At 69.1% G+C, this 19,292-nt stretch carries 19 protein-coding genes; 12 read left to right on the top strand and 7 right to left on the bottom strand.

Features of this window, described 5'->3' with window-relative positions:
• Nucleotide 1: 1 nt before the first annotated feature.
• Nucleotides 2-1,009 (bottom strand): chorismate transformation FkbO/Hyg5 family protein, encoded by a 1,008-nt coding sequence (locus CPBF1521_RS20205; protein WP_166763506.1) that lies wholly within the window; start codon nt 1,007-1,009, stop codon nt 2-4.
• Complete coding sequence (locus CPBF1521_RS20200) at nt 1,006-2,352, bottom strand: NAD(P)/FAD-dependent oxidoreductase (RefSeq protein WP_115678077.1); 1,347 nt, start codon at nt 2,350-2,352, stop codon at nt 1,006-1,008. Before CPBF1521_RS20200 ends, CPBF1521_RS20205 begins: the two co-directional genes overlap by 4 nt.
• 323 nt (nt 2,353-2,675) lie before the next feature.
• Between CPBF1521_RS20200 and xanC the strand changes: the two genes are divergently transcribed.
• The 9 genes from xanC to fabG all read left to right on the top strand — a co-directional run bounded on the left by xanC (nt 2,676) and on the right by fabG (nt 10,102).
• Nucleotides 2,676-2,945: a xanthomonadin biosynthesis acyl carrier protein XanC gene (xanC, locus tag CPBF1521_RS20195; RefSeq protein ID WP_005914783.1), complete on the top strand. Its 270-nt coding sequence runs from the start codon at nt 2,676-2,678 to the stop codon at nt 2,943-2,945.
• Nucleotides 2,946-2,982: 37 nt separating this feature from the next.
• The gene (locus CPBF1521_RS20190) at nt 2,983-3,666 is read left to right on the top strand and encodes a COG4648 family protein (protein ID WP_181901329.1); all 684 of its coding nucleotides are present in this window, start codon (nt 2,983-2,985) and stop codon (nt 3,664-3,666) included.
• A 52-nt stretch (nt 3,667-3,718) separates the two neighbouring features.
• Nucleotides 3,719-4,468 carry a lysophospholipid acyltransferase family protein gene (locus tag CPBF1521_RS20185; RefSeq protein ID WP_104585197.1) on the top strand — a complete coding sequence of 250 codons (750 nt, stop codon included), beginning with the start codon at nt 3,719-3,721 and terminating at the stop codon, nt 4,466-4,468.
• A 71-nt stretch (nt 4,469-4,539) separates the two neighbouring features.
• Entirely contained in the window at nt 4,540-4,767 is a 228-nt protein-coding gene (locus CPBF1521_RS20180; RefSeq protein ID WP_232087889.1) for an ApeI family dehydratase, read from the top strand.
• Nucleotides 4,764-5,738, top strand: coding sequence for an LpxL/LpxP family acyltransferase (locus CPBF1521_RS20175; RefSeq protein WP_104585201.1), 975 nt, complete (start codon nt 4,764-4,766; stop codon nt 5,736-5,738). Before CPBF1521_RS20180 ends, CPBF1521_RS20175 begins: the two co-directional genes overlap by 4 nt.
• A complete protein-coding gene (locus CPBF1521_RS20170) occupies nt 5,662-6,309 on the top strand; it encodes a LolA-related protein (protein ID WP_115678075.1) in 648 nt (215 codons plus the stop codon). Before CPBF1521_RS20175 ends, CPBF1521_RS20170 begins: the two co-directional genes overlap by 77 nt.
• Nucleotides 6,310-6,402: 93 nt before the next feature.
• Nucleotides 6,403-8,769, top strand: coding sequence for an MMPL family transporter (locus CPBF1521_RS20165; RefSeq protein WP_115678074.1), 2,367 nt, complete (start codon nt 6,403-6,405; stop codon nt 8,767-8,769).
• Entirely contained in the window at nt 8,756-9,196 is a 441-nt protein-coding gene (locus CPBF1521_RS20160; protein ID WP_115678219.1) for a hotdog family protein, read from the top strand. The genes CPBF1521_RS20165 and CPBF1521_RS20160 overlap by 14 nt, the downstream gene beginning before the upstream one ends.
• 168 nt (nt 9,197-9,364) lie before the next feature.
• Nucleotides 9,365-10,102 carry a 3-oxoacyl-ACP reductase FabG gene (gene fabG / locus CPBF1521_RS20155; protein WP_115678073.1) on the top strand — a complete coding sequence of 246 codons (738 nt, stop codon included), beginning with the start codon at nt 9,365-9,367 and terminating at the stop codon, nt 10,100-10,102.
• A gap of 147 nt (nt 10,103-10,249) precedes the next feature.
• Here fabG and CPBF1521_RS20150 read toward each other — a convergent pair whose 3' ends face one another.
• The 5 genes from CPBF1521_RS20150 to CPBF1521_RS20130 all read right to left on the bottom strand — a co-directional run bounded on the left by CPBF1521_RS20150 (nt 10,250) and on the right by CPBF1521_RS20130 (nt 15,083).
• A complete protein-coding gene (locus tag CPBF1521_RS20150; protein WP_235858492.1) occupies nt 10,250-10,555 on the bottom strand; it encodes a hypothetical protein in 306 nt (101 codons plus the stop codon).
• Nucleotides 10,556-10,676: 121 nt separating this feature from the next.
• Nucleotides 10,677-12,299: an NAD(P)/FAD-dependent oxidoreductase gene (locus tag CPBF1521_RS20145; protein WP_115678072.1), complete on the bottom strand. Its 1,623-nt coding sequence runs from the start codon at nt 12,297-12,299 to the stop codon at nt 10,677-10,679.
• The gene (locus CPBF1521_RS20140; RefSeq protein WP_115678071.1) at nt 12,296-13,117 is read right to left on the bottom strand and encodes a glycosyltransferase family 2 protein; all 822 of its coding nucleotides are present in this window, start codon (nt 13,115-13,117) and stop codon (nt 12,296-12,298) included. The genes CPBF1521_RS20145 and CPBF1521_RS20140 overlap by 4 nt, the downstream gene beginning before the upstream one ends.
• Nucleotides 13,114-13,887 (bottom strand): beta-ketoacyl synthase chain length factor, encoded by a 774-nt coding sequence (locus tag CPBF1521_RS20135; protein WP_115678070.1) that lies wholly within the window; start codon nt 13,885-13,887, stop codon nt 13,114-13,116. Before CPBF1521_RS20135 ends, CPBF1521_RS20140 begins: the two co-directional genes overlap by 4 nt.
• Complete coding sequence (locus CPBF1521_RS20130) at nt 13,887-15,083, bottom strand: beta-ketoacyl-[acyl-carrier-protein] synthase family protein (RefSeq protein ID WP_115678069.1); 1,197 nt, start codon at nt 15,081-15,083, stop codon at nt 13,887-13,889. The genes CPBF1521_RS20135 and CPBF1521_RS20130 overlap by 1 nt, the downstream gene beginning before the upstream one ends.
• Nucleotides 15,084-15,300: 217 nt before the next feature.
• On the opposite strand from CPBF1521_RS20130, the gene CPBF1521_RS20125 reads away from it, so the two are divergent.
• From CPBF1521_RS20125 to CPBF1521_RS20115, 3 genes are read left to right on the top strand one after another with little or no spacing between them, the layout of a single operon-like run.
• On the top strand, nt 15,301-15,561 hold the full coding sequence (locus tag CPBF1521_RS20125; protein WP_115678217.1) for a YcgL domain-containing protein: 261 nt from the start codon (nt 15,301-15,303) through the stop codon (nt 15,559-15,561).
• Nucleotides 15,554-18,874 (top strand): ankyrin repeat domain-containing protein, encoded by a 3,321-nt coding sequence (locus CPBF1521_RS20120; RefSeq protein WP_115678068.1) that lies wholly within the window; start codon nt 15,554-15,556, stop codon nt 18,872-18,874. The genes CPBF1521_RS20125 and CPBF1521_RS20120 overlap by 8 nt, the downstream gene beginning before the upstream one ends.
• Nucleotides 18,875-18,900: 26 nt before the next feature.
• The gene (locus tag CPBF1521_RS20115; protein WP_115678067.1) at nt 18,901-19,230 is read left to right on the top strand and encodes a low molecular weight protein tyrosine phosphatase family protein; all 330 of its coding nucleotides are present in this window, start codon (nt 18,901-18,903) and stop codon (nt 19,228-19,230) included.
• The last annotated feature ends 62 nt before the right edge of the window (nt 19,231-19,292 follow it).

Below are 19,292 nucleotides of genomic sequence, written 5' to 3'. Positions count from 1 at the left end.
CTCACCCATGCACCCCGTCGATCTCCACCGCCAGCTCGTCGCGGCAGATCACCGCGTGCAGCAGCAGGCGCGGCACCGCATCGCCGAAGCGGGCGTCCAGTGCCTGGGCGACCTTGGGCAGGTCGTCCTGCTCGCGCACGTAGACCTTCAGGCGGGTGCCGGCGCCGAACTGCGTGGGCAGGGCGGGGGCGTGCTGGCGTGCGGCGCCGAGCAGGGCGTCGAAGTTGGCGAAGGTTTCTTCCAGCTGCGCCAGCAGCTGGCCGGTGTGCATCGAGGCATGCCCGACCACGGCGGCGGTGCCCGACAGCAGCAGCGGCATGTCGCTGCCGGCCGGCGGCAGCATGGCGCGCGCGAAACTCGGCGGCTGCGGGCCGTACTGGCGCGGGTAGTTGTAGGCGCTGACCTGGCGCGGATTCTCCAGCGGGGTGCCGGCGTCGCTGGCGGCCAGCCAGTAGATCTGGATGATGCGCTCGGCATCGCAGCGGCCCACCGCGGTGGCGGCCGGCAGCTGCGCAGTGTCGAAGGCGCCCAGGCCGCGCGCACGGCCCACGCAGAACTGCCGGTAGCGTTCGCGGTCGCCACTGCCCAGGGTGATGGCGTCCAGATAGTTCCAGATACGCAGCAGGCGCGGCGTCTGGCTGCCGGTGACGAAGGCGGTGATTTCCGCATAGGCCTTGGCGGCGGCGGTTTCGATATCGACATCCTGCTCGTCGATTTCGATCACGCCGAACTGCAGGCGGCCGTCGCTGGCCCAGGCGATGTTGCCATCGCGGCCGCTGTGCACGGCTGCATCGCTGCGCCACACTTCCAGCATCTCGGCCTGATACGGCTGCAGCGGCACGCGCAGGTAGCGCGGGTCGTCCAGGCGTGGCGCCGCGGTGCCGAAGCCGAACACGGCCAGCACCTGCGGGTCGGCCAGCAGTGCGGACGGGTCGGTCTGCTCGACATAGTCGACCTGCAGACGGGGATGGCGCACGCTGTGCGTGGTCTGGGCCTGGGAAGCGGTCATCGGGTGTCCCGTCGTTGCGTGTCGCGTTGCAAGGTCTCGCCGTCGAAGCCGAGCGTGGCCTGACGTCGGCGTTGGCGCCAGGACTGCCAGGCGCGCGGTATCATCGACAAGGTGGTCAAGGCATAGATGGCGCGGAATGCGCGCAGGCGCAGGCGCACCCTGGGGCTGTCGAACACGTCGCCGGCCAGCATCGCCACCACCGCTTCTTCGATCCGCCAGGTGTTCTGCGGTTGCGCAAACAGGGCGCGCATGGTCGGCGAGGTGAAGCGGTAGATGAACCACTTGAACTCGTCCACGCCGCGCCTGAGTTCGCGCTGCAAGGCGCGCTGCAGTTTCGCCTCGTGCTGCGGCATGCGCAGGGCCTGGTCCACCATCGCCGCACCGCGTTCGGCGCTGTGCATGGCCAGAAACACGCCCGACGAAAACATCGGGTCGACGAAGGTGTAGGCATCGCCCAGCATCAACCAGCGCGGGCCGGACATGCGCGTGCATTCGTAGGCGTAGTTGCCGGTGGCATGCACCGGGGCCACGCGTTCGGCGCCGAGCATGCGCGCGTTGAGCTCGGCATTGAGCGCGAGCGTGCGCATGAAAAAGCCCTCGCTGTCGCCCTTGCGGGTCTTCATGTATTCCGGGTAGCAGACCGCGCCCACGCTCATGATGTCGTCCGGCAACGGAATCAGCCACATCCAGCCATGCGCGTGGCGGTAGATGCTGATGTTGCCGGCATCCTCGCCCGGCCGGCGCGCCACGCCGCGGAAGTGGCTGAACAATGCGGCCGACTGATGTTTGGCATTGGCGCGTTTGAGCTTGAAGCGGGTGCCCAGGAAGGTGTCGCGGCCGCTGGCATCGAGCAGATAGCGCGGGCGGAACCGCTGCACCCCGGCCACGCCTTGCGCCTGCAGCACCGGCTGCTGCCCGTCGAACTCCACCGCTTCGACCTTGACCTGATCGCGCGCATCCACGCCCACCGCCCGCGCGCGCTCGAACAGCACCTGGTCGAACTGCGCACGTGGCACCTGGAAGGCGAAATCGGCCTTGGCATCGAGCGCATGCGAAAAACGAAAGGTGTTGTAGCCGCCGCTGTCGTTGGGAAAGTCCGCCCCGCGCTTGAGCACGCCGATGTCGCGCACGTCCTCCAGCACGCCCAGGCGTTCGAGAATCGGCACGTTCATCGGCAGCAGCGACTCGCCGATATGGAAGCGCGGATGCTGCGCCTTCTCCAGCAAGGTCACCTGCCAGCCCTGCTGGGCCAGCACGATCGCCGCCGTACAGCCCGCCGGCCCGCCGCCGATGATCAGGACATCCGGGCACTCGGGCCCGGGAGCCGGCCCGGCTGCCGGCATGGCGGTCGGGGTGGGGCGAACAGCAGTGGAAGTCATCCTGGAACGAACCTGCAGCGGGCGAGCGTCATGCAGTCATGATAGCCTGACCGGCGGCCCGGACAGGTATGCCGGCCGCCGAATCGTTGTTGCAGAACGATCGACGCCATCGACAATGCGGCCGCAAGGCAGCCGCGGCGAGTGCTCGGAATCGGCCGGCACGGCAACGTACACTGTGTTGCGCAATCGCCCACGCCGACCTGACGGTTGTCTGTGACGCTGCGGTGGTTGTGCTGAAATTTCTCGCTCTGATCCTGTCGCCCGACCCTCACCTGGAAGCTCTCTGGATGTCCTCGCAAACCGCTGCCGAACGTGAACTGGCCGAACTCCTGGTCGAAAGCCTGAACCTGGAAGACGTCCAGCCCGCCGACATCGATCCGGAGGCGCCGTTGTTCAATACCGGGCTGGGGCTGGATTCGATCGACGCGCTGGAACTGGCGCTGGCAATCAGCAAGCGCTACGGCTTCCAGCTGCGCTCGGACAATGACGAGAACCGTCGCATCTTCGCGTCGCTGCGCGCATTGTCGGCGCATGTCCAAGCCAACAAGACCGTCTGACCTGCCAACTGCAGCGCCTGCCGATGCGCCCCCGTGGGTGCTGGGGCTGGGCGTGCTGCTGGCGGTGGCGTATTCGCCGCTGGCGCATTGGGCCAACGCCAGCCATCGCCCGGACCTGGCGGTCATCGCCGGGGCCTTGCTGGTGCTGATGGTGCTGATCGAACCGATGGTCGCGCGCCGCGCCTGGGCCTGGGCGCTGGCCGTGCTGACCTTGCTGGGCCTGAGCGCGTTGTGGCACTCGCCGTACGCGATGCTGGTGCTGGCCGCGCCGCCGGTGGTGTTCACCGGCTGGATCGCCTGGTTCTTCGGGCGCAGCCTGCGCTGCGGGCGCACGCCGCTGATCAGCCGCATTGTCGAAGGGCTGTATCGCCAGGCCGGCATGCCGATCACCCCGGAGCAATACCGCTACACGCGCCGCCTCACCCTGGCCTGGGCGTTGCTGCTGTGCGCGCTGACCCTGGTCAACCTGGTGCTGGGCCTGTGCGCCGAACCCAGTGGCGTGCTGGCGCAACTGGGCCACGCCTCGCCGCTGCCGATCAGCGACGCGCGCGCGTCGTTGTTCGCCAATCTGCTGGCGTACGGGGTGGTTGGCGGGTTCTTCGTGGGCGAATATCTCTTGCGCAGCCGCTGGTTTCCACAGCGCCCCTATCGTAATCTGCCAGACTTCTTGCGCCAGATGGCGCGGCTCGGGCCGGAATTCTGGCGCGATCTGCTGCGCTGAGTGCGTGGCCAGGGCAGCGACGTACGTGCACATTTTCGGGGACAAGACAAAAATGCCGTTGGCAAGGATGCCGTCGCGCCTGGCGTGGGCCGTGTTCAATCTGCTGCAACTGGCCTTCACGCTGACGTTTACCGCTGGCGGAATCGTCTATGCCCTGGTGCTGCTGGCGATCACGCGCGATGCCGACCGCCTGCTGCGCATGGGCGCCTGGATGTGGTCGCCGGTGCTGTTTCGCGGCGCCGGCGCCAAGGTGATCGTGGAAGGCCGCGAGCGCGTGGACTGGTCCAGGAATTATCTGTTCGTCAGCAACCACCAGTCGGTCATCGATATCTGCGCGTTGTTCTACGCCTTGCCGGTGCCGCTGCGGTTCCTGCTCAAGGACGAGATGCTCAAGGTGCCGTTCGTGAACTGGTATGCGCGGGCCACCGGCATGCTGTTCCTGGACCGCGACAGCCGGCGTGCCGGGGCGATGGTGCGCCGGCAGGCAGCGGCGCTGCTGCGCGAGGGCAAGCAGTTGTGTCTGTTTCCCGAAGGTACCCGCAGCCGCAGCGGCGCATTGTTGCCGTTCAAGGCCGGGCTGTTGCAGGCCGCTATCGATGCTGGCGTGCCGGTGGTGCCGGTGGCGCTGGATGGCTGCGGCAAGGTGCTGCCGGTGGAGGGTGTGTTCAGGGTGCGCCCGGGCATCATCCGTGTGCGTATCGGCGATCCGATCCCGGTGACCGGGCCGGATGCGCCGGACCGCCAGCAATTGACCGAGCAGGCACATGACGCCGTGGCTGCGATGCTTCAACCCAGGATTTGAGTTGCCCGCTTATGGATTTTGTCGTGCCGCATGATCATCCCTGCCTGCCCGGGCACTTTCCGGGGCGTCCCGTGGTGCCTGGCGTGGTCGTGCTCGACCATGTGCTGCAGGCGGTGGAAGCCGCCCATGGCCCACGCGCGGCGGCGCGCCTGCCGCAGGTGAAGTTCGTGCGGCCGTTGCTGCCGGGGCAGGTGGCATCGATCACGCTGGACGGCGTTGGCCCGCGCTGGCGCTTTCGCGTGCAGCGCGCCGACGAGCTGCTGGTCAGCGGCGAACTGGTGGCGGAGGCGGCGCAATGAGCAGCCAGTGGAAGCAACGTCCCGAAGGCGGCGGACGTTTCGCGCTGTGGCTGATCCGCGGCATCGCCCAGCACGCCGGGCGCGCGGTGGGACGCGCGCTGCTGTACCCGATCACGCTGTACTTCCTGCTGGTGCGTGCGCCCGAGCGCAGCGCCTCGCGTGCCTATCTGACCCACGTGCTGGACCGCCCGGCCACGCTGCGCGATGTGGCGCGGCATATCCACACCTTTGCCTCGACGATTCTGGACCGCGTGTACATGCTGTGCGGGCAGATGCAGCGCTTCCGGGTCGACATCACCGGGCTGGATCAGCTGCATACGCAGATGGACCGCGGCCGCGGCGTGCTGATCTTCGGCTCGCACCTGGGCAGCTTCGATGCGCTGCGCGTGCTGGCCACCGAGCGGCCGGACGTGCAGGTCAAGGTGGTGCTGGACAAGGCGCACAACCGCGCCATGACCGAGCTGCTGGGCGCGCTGAATCCGCAGCTGGCGGCCAACATCATCGATGCCGGCATGGATGCGACCTCGATCGTCATGGCGATCAAGGACGCCACCGATGCCGGCGCGCTGGTCGCGCTGCTGATCGACCGCCCGCGCGAGGGCGACCCGGCCTTGCCGGCGATGTTCCTCGGCCGCAACGCGATGTTCCCGACCTCGCCGTGGCTGATCGCCGCAGCGCTCAAGGTGCCGGTGGTGCTGGCGTTCGGCCTGTATCGCGGCGGCAATCATTACGAGCTGGCGTTCGAGACCTTCAGCGAAGGCCTGGACGTGCCGCGCCGCCAGCGTGCACCGGTGCTGGCGGTACTCATGCGCGATTACGCGGCCAGGCTGGAACATTACACACGCTACGCGCCGTACAACTGGTTCAACTTCTACGATTTCTGGAACACCCACCATGCCGATGTGCCGCACCCTGCCGTGGATGCTGATACTGCTGTTCAGCGCCGCACCGCTATGCGCCGCACCGCCTGAGACGCTGGACGTGGGCCAGGTGCTGCAGCGCCTGGCACGCCCCGCACCGGTCAGTACCGAGTTCGTCGAACTGCGCGGCTCGGCCCTGCTGAAGACGCCGCTGCGCGTGCAGGGCCACTACCGGCGTCCGGACGCGCAGACGCTGGTGCGCGAGGTCAGCGCACCGTATCGCGAGACCACCACGTTGCAAGGCGACCAAGGCGTGCTGGAACGCGAAGGCAAGGCGCCGCGGCGTTTTGCGCTCAGCCGCGTGCCCGAGCTGGCCGGCTTGAAGTCCGGCTTCGGCGCATTGCTGGCCGGCGACCGCGCGCTGCTGGAGCAGCACTACCGCATCAGCGGGCAGGGCCAGCTGCAATCCTGGGCATTGACCCTGCAGCCCAAGGACGCCGCTGTCGCCAGGCAGGTCCGCCAGTTGCGGCTGTACGGGCGCAATGACGAGTTGCGCTGCATCGAAAGCCTGCCGGCCAAGGGCGAGGTGCAGCGCACGCTGCTGGCCGGTGCCGCGCGCGAGGCCGCACGCGTAACCGATGCGGCGGCGCTGATCACGCTGTGCCACGGGTCGGGCGCGTGACGCAGCGCGCCAGCGGCGCCAGCAAGGCGCCCGCACAGCCCGATGCCGCGCGCGCGGCCGGTGCACGTTCGGCCACGCAGCTGGAGCTGATACATGGCATTTGAGTTGAATGCCAACCACCGCATCGGCCTGGCGCTGCTGTGGCTGGCCTTGCTGGCGGTGGCCGGGCTCTGGTTGAGCGAGACGCTCAAGGTCACCGGCGACCTGCGCAAGTTCATGCCCGCCCCGCGCACGCCGGCGCAGAAACTGCTGATCGAGGAACTGGGCGAAGGCCCCGGCTCGCGCCTGTTGCTGATGGCGCTGTCCAACAGCGACCCGGCCACGCTGGCCGCGCAGTCGCAGGCACTGCAGCAGGCCCTGGCCGCACAGCCGCGGCTGTTCGAGCTGGTTGGCAATGGCGGCACTGCGGGCCTGGATGCGATCCCCGAGCGCCTGCTGCCGTATCGCTATCTGCTCAGCGACAGCTTCGACGCCGCGCCGCTGGATGCGCACACCCTGCAGGCAGCGTTGCAGTCGCGCGTGCAGGATCTGGGCTCACCTGCCGCTGCGATGGTGGAGCCGTTGTTGCCGCGCGACCCGACGCTGGAAGTACTGCATCTGGCCGAAACCCTGCAGCCGGCCGCGGCGCCGCAGACGCGCAACGCGGTGTGGTTCGACCGTGCCGGCACCTCGGCCCTGCTGATCGTGCAGACGCGCGCAGCCGGCTTCGATCCCACCGGCCAGCAGCTGGCCTACGACGCGGTGCGGACGGCGTTTGCCAAGGTCAGCCAGGGCACCTCGACGCAGCTCGTCCTGACCGGCCCCGGCGCCTTTGCGGTGGAAATCACCGCGCGCACCCAGGGCGAGGCGCAATGGATCGGTACGCTGGATACGGTGGGGCTGGTGCTGTTGCTGCTGGTCGCCTACCGCAGCTGGAAGATCCCGGTGCTCGGCGTGCTGCCGTTGGCCAGTGCCGGCCTGGCCGGTCTGGGCGCGGTGGCCGTGTTGTTCGAGGGCGTGCACGGCATCACCGTGGCATTCGGCTTCACCCTGATCGGCGTGGTGCAGGATTACCCGATCCACCTGTTCAGCCATCAGCGTCCCGGTCTGGATCCGCGCGACAACGCGCGCCATCTGTGGCCGACGCTGGCCACCGGCGTGGTGTCGACCTGCATTGCCTATGTGACCTTCCTGTTTTCCGGTGTGGACGGCTTGCGGCAGCTGGCGGTGTTCACCATCGCCGGGCTGGCGACCGCCGCGATCACCACCCGGTGGCTGTTGCCGGCGTTGATCGACCCGGCGCCGCGCGACTACGCCGATTCGCGCGTCCTCGCCGCGGTGTGGCGTGGCATCGCGCGGCTGCCACGGCCGCGCATCAGTCTGGCGGTGATTGCGCTGATCGGCATCGCGGTGATCGCATTTGCACCGGGGCAATTCTGGCAGAACGATCTGTCGAAGCTGACCCCGGTGCCGCCCAAGGCGTTGGCGCAGGACACGCACCTGCGCCAGGAACTGGGCGCCCCCGACGTGCGCTACGTGCTCGCATTGCCTGCCGCCAGCGACGAGGCCGCGCTGCAGGCCAGCGAGCAGTTGCGCCCGCGCCTGGATGCGCTGGTGCGCGCCGGTGCGTTGACCGGTTACGACATGGCCGCGCGTTATCTGCCCAGCATCAAGACCCAGCATGCGCGTCAGGCCGCGTTGCCGGGGGCGACGCAGGCGCGCGCATTGACCGACAGTGCAGTGGCCGCCACGCCGTTTCGCAGCGATGCGTTTGCGCCGTTCCTGCAGGACCTGGACGCTGCCAAGCGCGCCGCGCCGCTGTTGCCGAAGGACCTGGCCGGCTCGCCGCTGGCGACCTCGGTCGGCGGGCTGCTGCTGGGGCGCGGTGATCGCAGCACCGCGCTGGTGTCGTTGACCGGCCTGCGCGATCCGTCGGTGGTGGCTGCCGCCGTGCAAGGCAGTGGCGCGCAATTGCTGGATCTCAAGGATGCCTCCGAATCCCTGGTTGCCGCCTATCGTGGGCGTGTGCTCGGCGCGCTGGGGCTGGCTGCGCTGCTGCTGGCGGTGACGGTGGCAATCGCGTTGCGCAGCCCGCGCCGGATCGTGCGCGTGTTGCTGCCGATGGCACTGACCACGGTGCTGATCCTGGCGATCCTGCGCGGCATGGGGGTGGAGCTCAACCTGTTCCACCTGATCGCGCTGATCCTGGCGGCAGGCCTGGGCCTGGATTACGCATTGTTCTTCGACCATGCCGGCGACGATCACGCCGACCAGTTGCGCACCTTGCATGCCTTGATCGTGTGCAGCCTGATGACCTTGCTGGTGTTCGCGTTGTTGGCTGCCTCCAGCATCCCGGTGTTGCGGGCGATCGGCAGCACGGTGGCGTTGGGGGTGTTGTTCAATTTCATCCTGGCCTTGCTGGTATCGCGCGAGCCGGCGCTGGAGCGCGCAAGAAGTGGAGGTGCACATGCAGGGACGTGACGCGATTGCTGCCTTGATTCCGCACCAGGGCAGCATGTGCCTGTGGGAAGAGGTGGTCGACTGGGATGCACAGCGCATCGTGCTGCGCAGTCACGCGCATCGCAGCGACACGCATCCGTTGCGCGCCGATGGCCGCCTGCGCGCGCTGCACCTGTGCGAATACGGTGCGCAGGCGATGGCGGTGCATGGCGGTTTGCTGGGGCATGATCCCAGCCAGCCAGCGCGCCTGGGCATGCTGGTCGCCCTGCGAGGCGTGGAGTTGCATCTGGCCTATCTGGACGACCTTCCTGCTGCGATCGAATGCGAAGCAGTGGTATTGATGCAGGCCGACGACAGCCAGCAATACAGCTTTCGCCTGACCCACCAGGGGCAGTTGCTCGCCGAAGGCCGCGCCACGGTGATGCTGGTCGCCGGGCGGGCCCCGTAGGAGCGCGCTTGCGCGCGATGAAGCGTTGCCGTTGAAGCCTCATCGCGCCCAAGCACGCTCCTGCCGAATGTGGGCGATCAATGCGGGCGATCTATTCCTGCACTTGCTGCCAGTCGTTAGGATGAGGCTCTTCCCGCCGTCATTTCTGCGGCTTCCATCGAGGCGTCCATGAGCACATCCATTCCACAGCGCCGCGCGCTGGTCACCGGCGGCAGCGGCGATCTCGGTGGTGCGATCAGCCGTCACCTGGCGGCGCAGGGTCGCCATGTGATCGTGCACGCCAATCGCAATCTCGCCCGCGCCGACGAGGTGGTCGCAGCGATCGTGGCCGACGGCGGCAGTGCCGAGGCGGTGGCATTCGATGTGGCCGATGCGCAGGCCAGTGCAGCGGCGCTGGCAAGACTGCTGGAGGTCGGCCCGATCCAGATCGTGGTCAACAATGCCGGCATCCACGACGATGCGCCGATGGCCGGCATGAACGCCGAACAGTGGCATCGGGTCATCGACGTGTCGTTGCACGGGTTCTTCAACGTCACCCAGCCGTTGCTGCTGCCGATGGCGCGTACGCGCTGGGGCCGTATCGTCAGCGTGTCGTCGGTGGCGGCAGTGCTGGGAAATCGCGGGCAGACCAACTACGCCGCGGCCAAGGCCGCCTTGCACGGCGCCAGCAAATCGCTGTCACGCGAGATGGCCAGCCGCGGCATTGCCGTCAACGTGGTCGCGCCGGGCGTGATCGAAAGCGAGATGGTCGGCGAAAGCTTCGCGCCGGAGGTGATCAAGCAACTGGTGCCGGCCGGCCGCGTCGGCAAGCCCGACGAAGTGGCCGCATTGGTTGCGTTCCTGTGTTCGGAGTCAGCTGGCTATATCAACGGCCAGGTCATCGGCATCAATGGTGGCATGGGCTGAGAGCCGCTATCGAAATGACTGCGGCCGCCGCTTGGTGGGCGCGTGCCCGTACACCCGCTTCTGAACGTGCCGTCAGGTTGCAACTCCGTCGTGTTCAATGAGTTGAGGCTCCGCTGCTGCAGAGGACTACAGCAGCGTAAGACGGCTTTAGCCGCCGGTCTCGTCGATGTTCATGATCAGATCGCGCTCGCGCGCGCCCCGCGTGGCGCTGCAATGCACCGACACGGTATTGCCATTGGCACGTAGGCGGCCGTCGACATACAGGCCATCCCCGCGATCGTGATACGACGCCGTCCAGTTGTAGATGCTGGCGCCTTGTGCGAGGTAATGGGTTTCAGCGGCGCGCCGACATGCGGGGACCAGGTCGCTGCCGTTCATCAGCAGCGGTTCGGGGAGGTACTGCACGATGTTTTGCGCCACAGCCTGCGTACTGATAGCGCCGGCGATTGCCACAACAAGCCAATAGAACAGTCTTCGGTACACGGCTCACCTCCTGTGAGTGCAGATGCCCGAAGTATAGATGCTAGGTCTGAATGCAGAAACGCACGCGCCGTCGCCGGCACGGTCTTCAAGCTTACGCTGCGTCGGCGTACCAGGCGGCGGTGAGGATGGGTTCGCCGACGGCGTTGGCGGTCAAGGCGTCCAGTCCATGGTCCGGCAGTCCGGCATGGCGCTGACGCGCCTTGTGCAGGATCTCGCGCGCCAGCACCGCCATCTGCGCGACATTGCGGTGGATGCGCGCGGCAAAGGCATCGTCGTCGAGGGTGTCGTGCAAGGCGCCGTTGAGTTCGTTGAACCAGCCGATCAGGTATTGATCGAGCAGGCGCCCATCGTCGCTGGCCAGGCCTTCTGCAGTGTTGTGCTGGCCCCAGTCGTGCAGCACGCGCTGCATCGCCAGATTCATGTCGCGCGCGTAGAAAAAATCCGCCTTCATGCGCGAGAGCAGGCTGAGGTCGGCGATCCGTCCGCTGCAGAACAGCGGCGCCAGCAGCGACCAATAGTAGGTGTAATCCCAGATCACCTTGACCGGCATCACCTGCGCATCGCCGAACAGGGCGTACTGATCCTGATACAGGGTCAGGGTGTTTTCGTAGAACGAGAAATACAGCTGCTGATACAGCTCGACATACGGGCTGAGCGATCTGCCGGCGCGGTCGCGGCCGATCAGTTCGCAGATGTAGGTATTGGAAATTGCGATGAAGTCGCTGCCGGGCGAATAGAACGGGTCCAGGAACAACCCCGCTTCGCCGGTCAGCGCCCAGCGCTGCGGCGAGAACACCTGCGTGCAGCCATAGGAGAAGTTGCGCAGGAACAGGAAGTCCTGCAGCCGGTAGTCGGCCTTGTCGAGCGTGGCGGCGACCTGCGGCTGATGCGTGCGCAGCCAGGTCATCGCCTTGTCGTGGGTGTTCATCGTGTCCAGCGGATGCATGGCCGCATCGCAGACGATGCCCAGCGAATGCGCGCCGGAGGAGAGCGGAATCAACCAGAACCAGTAGCCCGGCCCGCACATGTGGTTGGTCGAGCGCCAGCGATCCGGCGGCGTGCAGCGCTGCAGCCAGCTGCTGTCCTGCGACCAGCCATTGGGGTCGATCAGGCCTTCCACGCGCCACCACACTGCATTGGCGTCGTGCGCGTTGTCCTGCGCCAGGCCGAGCTTGCGCTTGAGCAGGCCGGCGCGGCCGCTGGCATCCACCACCCAGCGTGCGCGCAGCGTGCCGGCCTCGCCTGCGCGCTCGTAGCGCACGGCGTGGTCGGCATCGTCATCGGCCAGGTCCACGCCCTTGACGCTGCAGCCGTCGACAAACGTGATGCCCTGCGCGCGGGCGCGCTCGCCGAGGAAATTCTCGAAGCGGCCGCGATCGATCTGCCACGACGGCGTCGGCAGGATCTGGCTGACGCCCAGCTCGGTGCAGCGGTCGATGTCCTGGCGCCTGTCGGAAAAGAAGAAGCGGAAACCGAACTTGCGGATCTGCTCGGTCTCCAGGTGCTCGCGCAGGCCCAGCACGTCGGCAAAATAATGCGCGCCGATTTCCACCGTGGATTCGCCGACCTTGAACGCGGCCTCGCGCACCGGGTGCGCACGGCGCTCCAGCACGGTGATCGCCAGTTCGGGGTCGCGCTGGCGCAGCTGCAGCGCCAGGCTCAGGCCGGCCAGGCCACCACCGGTGATAACGACATCGGCACGCTGTGCATTCATGGGGATGGCTTGTTGGTGGTGACCGCTGGCACAGTAGCAAATTCGCCGTCGGCGTCGTCGATCAGCACCGGGTTGGCGCGCACGCGGCGGTACTCGCGCCAGATATGCCCGTAGCTCCAGGCCTGGACGACCACGTGCGAGGTGATTTCCCACAGGTCGCGCACCAGCCGGAAATGGCTCTTGCGGAAGGTGCCCGGCGAGGTGCCGGCGTAGCGGGTTTCGATCGGCACCGCGACCACGCGCGCGCCGGCCTGGCGCGCGGCGGAAATCAGCAGCTGCGCTTCGAACACGAAGCCTTCGCCGGGCACGTCGGGCAGGGTGAACACCGAGGCCGGATACAGGCGCTGGCCGCTCTGGCTGTCGACCAGCTGGAAGCCGCAGGCCCAGGCGATGCCCCAGTCGCCGAAATCGTTGCCGATGCGGCGGATGGTGGGCTGGGTGGCGCGCTTGCGCATGCGTGCGCCGACGATGACACAGCCGGGGTGGCGGTTGGCCGCGGCCAACAGGCGCGGGAAATCGGCCGCCTTGTGCTGGCCGTCGCCGTCCATGGTCATCACGGCGCGCATGTCCATCCGCTGCGCCTGCGCAAACCCGCTGCGCAACGCGGCGCCCTTGCCCTTGCGCTGCGGATGCCGGATCAGGGTGATCGGCAGGTCGGCGATGCAGTCGGCGGTGCCGTCATCGGAGCCGTCGTCGATCACGATCACGTTCGAGCAATAGGTCAGCGCATCGTTGACCACTTCGCGGATGCGCAGCGACTCGTTCAGGGCCGGCACCAGGATCGCGGTGTCCTCGCGGGTCAGCGGTTGCCGGCTCACTGCTGGACCTCCAGCTGCAACACCCGGCCCGGGCCGGCGTACAGCGCCACGCGCTCGCCGCCAGCGGCGAGCAGGTCGAACAACGGCAGCATCGGCGCCATCGCATTGCCGGCGACCTGCCGCGACAACGGGCCCTCGCCCGGTGTCGGCGTGCCGTCGTCCAGCCACGCCCGCAGCTGCGGCTTGCCGGCCTGGCCGGGGGCGCCCAGCACCAGCGCGCCGCCCAGCAACCCCTGGCTGGGTGCGACCCGGCCCAGCGGCCCGACCGAGCGGGCGTCGTAGCCGGCCAGCAGCACCGCGTCCATGCCGGCGGCGCGTTGGACCAGCGCCTCCAGCAGGCCCTGCGCGAAGCTGCCCAGGCTGGCGCTGATCGCCGTGGCCGGGGTCATCGCCCCGGCACCGATGGTCCAGTAGCCGGCCGCGGCGTTATGCACCGAGTTGTGGAACTTGGTCGGCGAGATCGCCAATGGGTCGCTGGCCAGCGTGGTGCACATGTAGTCGGAGATGGCCAGATCGCCATAGGTGGAGGTAAAGATCGACGGCAGGCTGGCCGGCGCGCGGCCGGCGGCGTGACAGGCGGCCAGCGCCGCTTCCAGCGAGACCGCCACCGTGTCCGGTGCGCGGCGGCGTTCGTTGGCGGCCAGCAGCTGCGGCGCCGGGCGTGCCCCGGTGTCCTGCAGCGTGCCGTCACGGACGAAGGCCGCAGCAGCCTCCCAGCTCGGCAGGCCCTGGGTCCAGAAGCCGATTCCCTCGATGGTGGCAGCCAGCATCAGCGGGCCCGCCCGAACAGCAGCGAACAGTTGTTGCCGCCAAAGCCGAAGGAGTTGTTCATGGCGTAATCGATCTTGGAATGGGCATTGTCGAAACGGATCTGCGGGCCGCAGGCCGGGTCGGGCACGGCGCTGTTGAGCGTGCCCGGCAGCACGCCGTCGCGCAGCGCCAGCAGCGCGATCACCGATTCGACGATGCCGGCCGCGCCCAGGGTGTGGCCGGTCCAGGCCTTGGTCGAACTGGCGTGCAGGGTGGCGGGGAAGATCGCCGCCACCGCGGCCGCCTCCACGCTGTCATTGGCTGGGGTGGCGGTGCCGTGCAGGTTCAGATAGCCCACCGCATCGGCGTCCAGGCCGGCGCGATCGAGCGCATCGCGCATCGCCAGCTGCGCGCCCAGGCCCTGCGGATGCGGGGCAGACATATGGTGCGCATCGCTGGATTCGCCATAGCCGTACAGCCACAGGGTGGCGTGCGGTGCGGCAGCGGTGCGTTCGAGCAGGGCAAAGCCGCCGGCCTCGCCCAGGCTCAGGCCGACCCGGCGCGCATCGAACGGCTGGCACAGCTCCGGCGCCACCACCTGCAGCGAGTTGAAGCCGAACAGCACGCTGCCGCACAAGGTATCCACGCCGCCGACCAGGGCGGCATCCACCACCCCGGCATCGATCAGGCGCGCGGCCTGGGCGAACACCTTGGCGCTGGACGAACAGGCGGTGGCCACGGTCACGCTGGGGCCGCGCAGGCCGGTGGCGTGCTGCACGAAGTCGCCCAGCGAGTGCGGGGTATGCACGATCGGGCGATCCAGATCGTCGGGGAAGCGTGCGCCGTCGGCGTCTTCGACCAGGCGCGTATAGGCCGCCTCGCTGGCACCGATGCTGGAGGTGGAGGTGCCGATGATCACCGCCACGCGCTCGGCGCCGTAGCGCTGCGCGGCGGCCTGCACCGCCTCGGCCATGCCGTCCTGCTGCAGGGCCAGCCAGGCCAGGCGATTGTTGCGGCAGTCCCAGCCTTGCAGAGATTGCGGCAGGACGACGTCTTCCACGCCCTCCACGCGGCCGATCCAGCAGCGCAGCGGCTGCGGGCCGAAATCGTTGCGACGCATGCCGCTGCGGCGAGCGGTCAGGGCGGCAGCCTGGGCATCGAGCCCGGCGCCGAGCGCGGTGGTGGAGGTAAAGGCGGTGACGGCGACCGGGGCCATCTGGGACGGATGCTGCGCTTGGCTCACGGTGGTCTGCTGGCAAAAAGTGGGCTCAGTATATCGATGGCGGGTCTGCCTCCCGTCGATGGCGCAACTGAACGTGCCGGTCATGTCGCTGACGGGGCAGGACTTTTCGCGTGCTGCCGCGCTTTCGCCATCGGCACAATTGGGACACAATCCTGCGACACACTTGCCGATCGAGCGCGACCACGCGCGCATGCACGCCTACGTCTATAAAAGCCAACGCAAGCAGGACACCTTCGTCTATCTCGCCACGCGCGACGACTTCTCCGGTCTTCCTGCCGCCGTGCACGCGCAGCTGGCGCCGTTCGCGTTCGTGCTGGAGGTGGCGTTGACGCCCGAGCGCCGCCTGGCGCAGGCCGACGTGACCACGGTGCGCGACGCACTTGGCAAGCATGGCTTCTATCTGCAGCTGCCCAAGACGGTGGTGCTGGCGGGCGAGTGCGACTATGACTGAGGCCGCACGGGCCGCACGCGTGCGGGCCGCAGCGCTGGCCGGGGCGGCCGGCGTGGCGTTGTCGTTGCTGGGCGGCATCGGCGGCGGCGTTGCCGCGGTGGCGCTGTGGCTGGCGCAGCCGGCGTTCGCGCTGGCGGTGTCGTGGGCGCGCGGTACCCGCGCATTGCCCAGTCCGCCGCGCGCGGTTGCGCAGGCCCTGCCGCCGCTGCTGACGGTCTGGGGCGTGGGCCTGCTGGCGCTGGCCGCCCTGATCAGCTGGCCGCTGACCGCCCTGCGCGACAGCGGCAGCCTGGCTGCCGCGTTGGCCCTGAGTGTGGCGGTCAGCGCTGCGCTGCTCGGGCTGTGGCGGACCTGGCCGCTGTGGGGCGAGGTCGAGCGCGATGGCGGCGCCCTGGCCCCGCGCTGGCATGCGCTGGCGACGCAGGAGTTGCACGCCTGGCGCGGCCTGCTCGCCGCTGCCCTGGTGCTGGCGATGTGCACGCTGGTGGTGGCGCTGGCCTGGCCGGGCTGGCTGTCGAGCAGCTTGCGCTGGAGTCTGGCGATCGCCGCCAGCGTGCTGCTGCCGGCCGCCCATCTGCTGTTGCAACGCACCGCCGCGCCGGGACGCAGCGACGCCCCGGCGGCCTTGCAGGCGGCCGATTTCTTTTCCGAAGCGGCGGCCGAGCCGCGTCCGCTGGAGCCGGTGGCCCAGCATCAACTGGTGCCCGAGCTGTTCGAGGCCGCGCGCAGCGGACGCGTGGACCGCGCACTGCAGTTGCTCGATGCCGGCGCCGACCCGCAGGCGATGCCGCTGCCGGAGTGGCGCGACCAACGCAGCCTGCCTGCGCTGGCCGCGGTGCTGCCGGACCTGCGCCTGCTGCGCGAGCTGATCGTGCGCCGTGTCGACGTCAACCAGCCGCATCGCGGCATGACGCCGTTGCTGGCCGCCACGCGCGACAGCTGGCACGGTCGCCCGGACGCGGTGATGACGCTGCTGGCCAACGGCGCGGACCCGCGCGCCAGCGACAACGACGGCAATACGCCGCTGCATCATGCGGTGCGCAGTTCCGACCCGGGCGTGGCCGCGCTGCTGCGCGATGCCGCCGCCGAGCTCGACGCGCTCAACCACGATGGTCACTCGCCGCTGGCGATGGCCTGCCAGGTCGGCAACTGGCGGCTGGCCAAGTTCCTGCTGGAACGCGGCGCCCACTCCGAACCGGACGGCGGCGCGCCGGTGCTGCTGGCAGCGGCCGGCACCGAGGAGGACGACCCGGCCGGCGTGCAACTGCTGCTCAAGCACAAGGCGCGCGTGGATGCGCGCGACCGTCAACGCCGCAGTGCCCTGCACGAAGCCGCACTGGCCGGGCACGGCGACATCGTCGAGGCGCTGCTGGCGGCCGGCGCCAATCTGGAAGCGCGCGACCTGCTCGGCCGCACGCCGTGGCTGGATGCGGCGCGGCAGGCACGGAGCGGCGTGCTCGAACGCCTGGTCGCACGCAAGGCCGATGTGCTGGCCGTCGATGGCGAGGGCCGCAACGCGGTGATGCTGGCCTGCGCCGCCGACAACGTGTCGCCAGCCCTGATCCGGCGCCTGCTCGACCTGCAGGTGCCGGCCGACAGCGCTGATGCGCACGGCCGGCGCGCGGTGGATGTGGCCGCCGAAGCCGGGCGCTGGGCGATCGTGCAATTGCTCGACCCCGCCTATCCGTTGCCGGCGGCGGTCAGCGATGCGCACGGCGAGACCCCCGGCGTGGCGCTGCTGCCCGACCGCCCGCCCCTGGTGTTGTTGCGCGAAGGCCTGCAGTTCGGTCAACGCGACGGCCTGGTCGCGCTGGCCCGCCTGTGCGGCCCGGAAGAACTTGGCAGCCTGCTGCACGACGCGCATCTGGCCTTGAACGCCGATGCGGTGGACTGGCTGCTGCGCCATGGGGCCGATGCCGAAGTGCGCGATGCCTGCGGCGACGTACCGATGTTTGCACTGCTCTCGCGGGGCGTGGAGGCGGTGCCGGCACTGCAGGCGCTGCTGCGCCATGGCGTCTCGCCCGCCGGTGCGGGCGGGCTGACACGGCTGCTCAGCGCCTGCGTGCAGCACGATGCGGCATCGCGCGGGCTGGAACAGTTCGCGCTGGAATTGCTCGAACGCGGCGCCGACCCGTTCGCCGCGTCGGCGGCCGGCGATCCGCCGTTGTCGCTGGCGGTGCGGCTGGGCTGGCTGCGCCTGCAGCAGTGGTTGCTGGAACACGGCGTGGACCGCGAGGCGCGCGACAGCCACGGCATGACTGCGCTGCACCTGGCCACCGCGCTGGGCCGCGAGGCATCGCTGAAATTGCTGGTCAAGCAGGGCGCCTCACCGGAAGCGCGCGCTGCCGACGGGCAGACCCCATTGGGCGTGGCGCTGTCGATCGGCCGCCGCGACCTGGCCGACTGGCTGGACTGGCGCATCTGGTCGCTGCCGCACCGCAGCCTGCGCGAGGCGGATGTACCGGCGGCCGCGATGGTCGGCGACACCGATGCGGTGCGTCGCCTGATCGATCTCGGCCTGCCGGTCGACGCCATCGATGCGCAGGGCTGCACCGCGCTGCTGCGTGCGGCCGGTGGCGGCCATCTCGGCGTGGTGGCGCATCTGCTCGGTCGCGGCGCCGATCCGCAACGCGCAGCCAATAGCGGCGCCACGCCGTTGTCGGCGGCGGTGAGCATGCGCCAGACCGAGATCGTGGCCGCGTTGCTGCAGGCCGGCGCGCAGATCGAGCACCGCCTGCCCGGCGGCGTCACCGTGCTGATGCTGGCCTGCGCGCTGGGCCTGCCGGATATCGTGGCGCGCCTGCTCACCGCGGCGGCCGACGTGCACGCCAACGACGACCAGGGCCTGGCGCCGCTGCATTGCGCCGCGCTGTACGGCTTCACCGCGCGCGACAAGAGCCGCCTGCTGGCCCTGCTGGATACCTTGCTGCTGGCCGGCGCCGACCCGGAGTATCTGGCCGGTGGCCGGGTCAGCCCCCTGCTGCTGTTGCTGGGCGCGCGCGCCGAACCGGGCACCGCCTGCGACGAGCAGGTGGTGCTGGCCGGCGTCGAACGCCTGCTCGATGAAGACGTCTCGCTGGACGTGGCCGATCAGCGCGGTTTCGGCCCGCTGCACCTGGCCGCACTGCACGGTTTGCCGCTGCTGGTGCAGCGCCTGCTGCGGGCCGGCGCCGATGCCGACCGCCGCGACGCGCTCAACCGCACCCCGCGCGAGATCGCGATCATGCGCGGGTTCATCGATGTGGCTGGCCAGTTCGAGCCCGCCTTGCCGGGTGTGTCCTCGATGGCGCGCTTCCTGCGCGAAGGCCGCTGAGCCAGCGCGGCGGGGCACCGCTGCGGGTGCTGTTCGTGTGCAGCCGTAACCGGCTGCGCAGCCCCACCGCCGAGCGCGTGTTCGCCGACTGGCCGGGCGTGCAGACGCAGTCGGCCGGGCTGGCCGCCGATGCGGACGTGCAGCTCACCCCGGAGCTGTTGCACGAGGCGCAGCTGGTGCTGGTGATGGAGCGTCGCCATCTGCAGCTGTTGCGCAAACGCTTTGCCGCGCATCTGCGCCATTGCCGGGTGGCCTGTCTGCAGATTCCCGACGACTACGCCTACATGGACCCGACACTGATCCGTCGCCTGGAACACACGGTGCCACCATTGCTGCGTCTGCCGGCGTTCTCGTAACCTGATCCCGACACTGCGCGTGCAAGACTGGGCCTTCACTCGCACGAAGGAAGCGCCTCTAC

The sequence above is a fragment of the Xanthomonas euroxanthea genome, from assembly GCF_900476395.1.
GTDB lineage: Bacteria > Pseudomonadota > Gammaproteobacteria > Xanthomonadales > Xanthomonadaceae > Xanthomonas > Xanthomonas euroxanthea.
The sequence above is the reverse complement of the archived record's forward strand: the minus strand, read 5'-3'. Positions and strand labels throughout refer to the sequence as shown.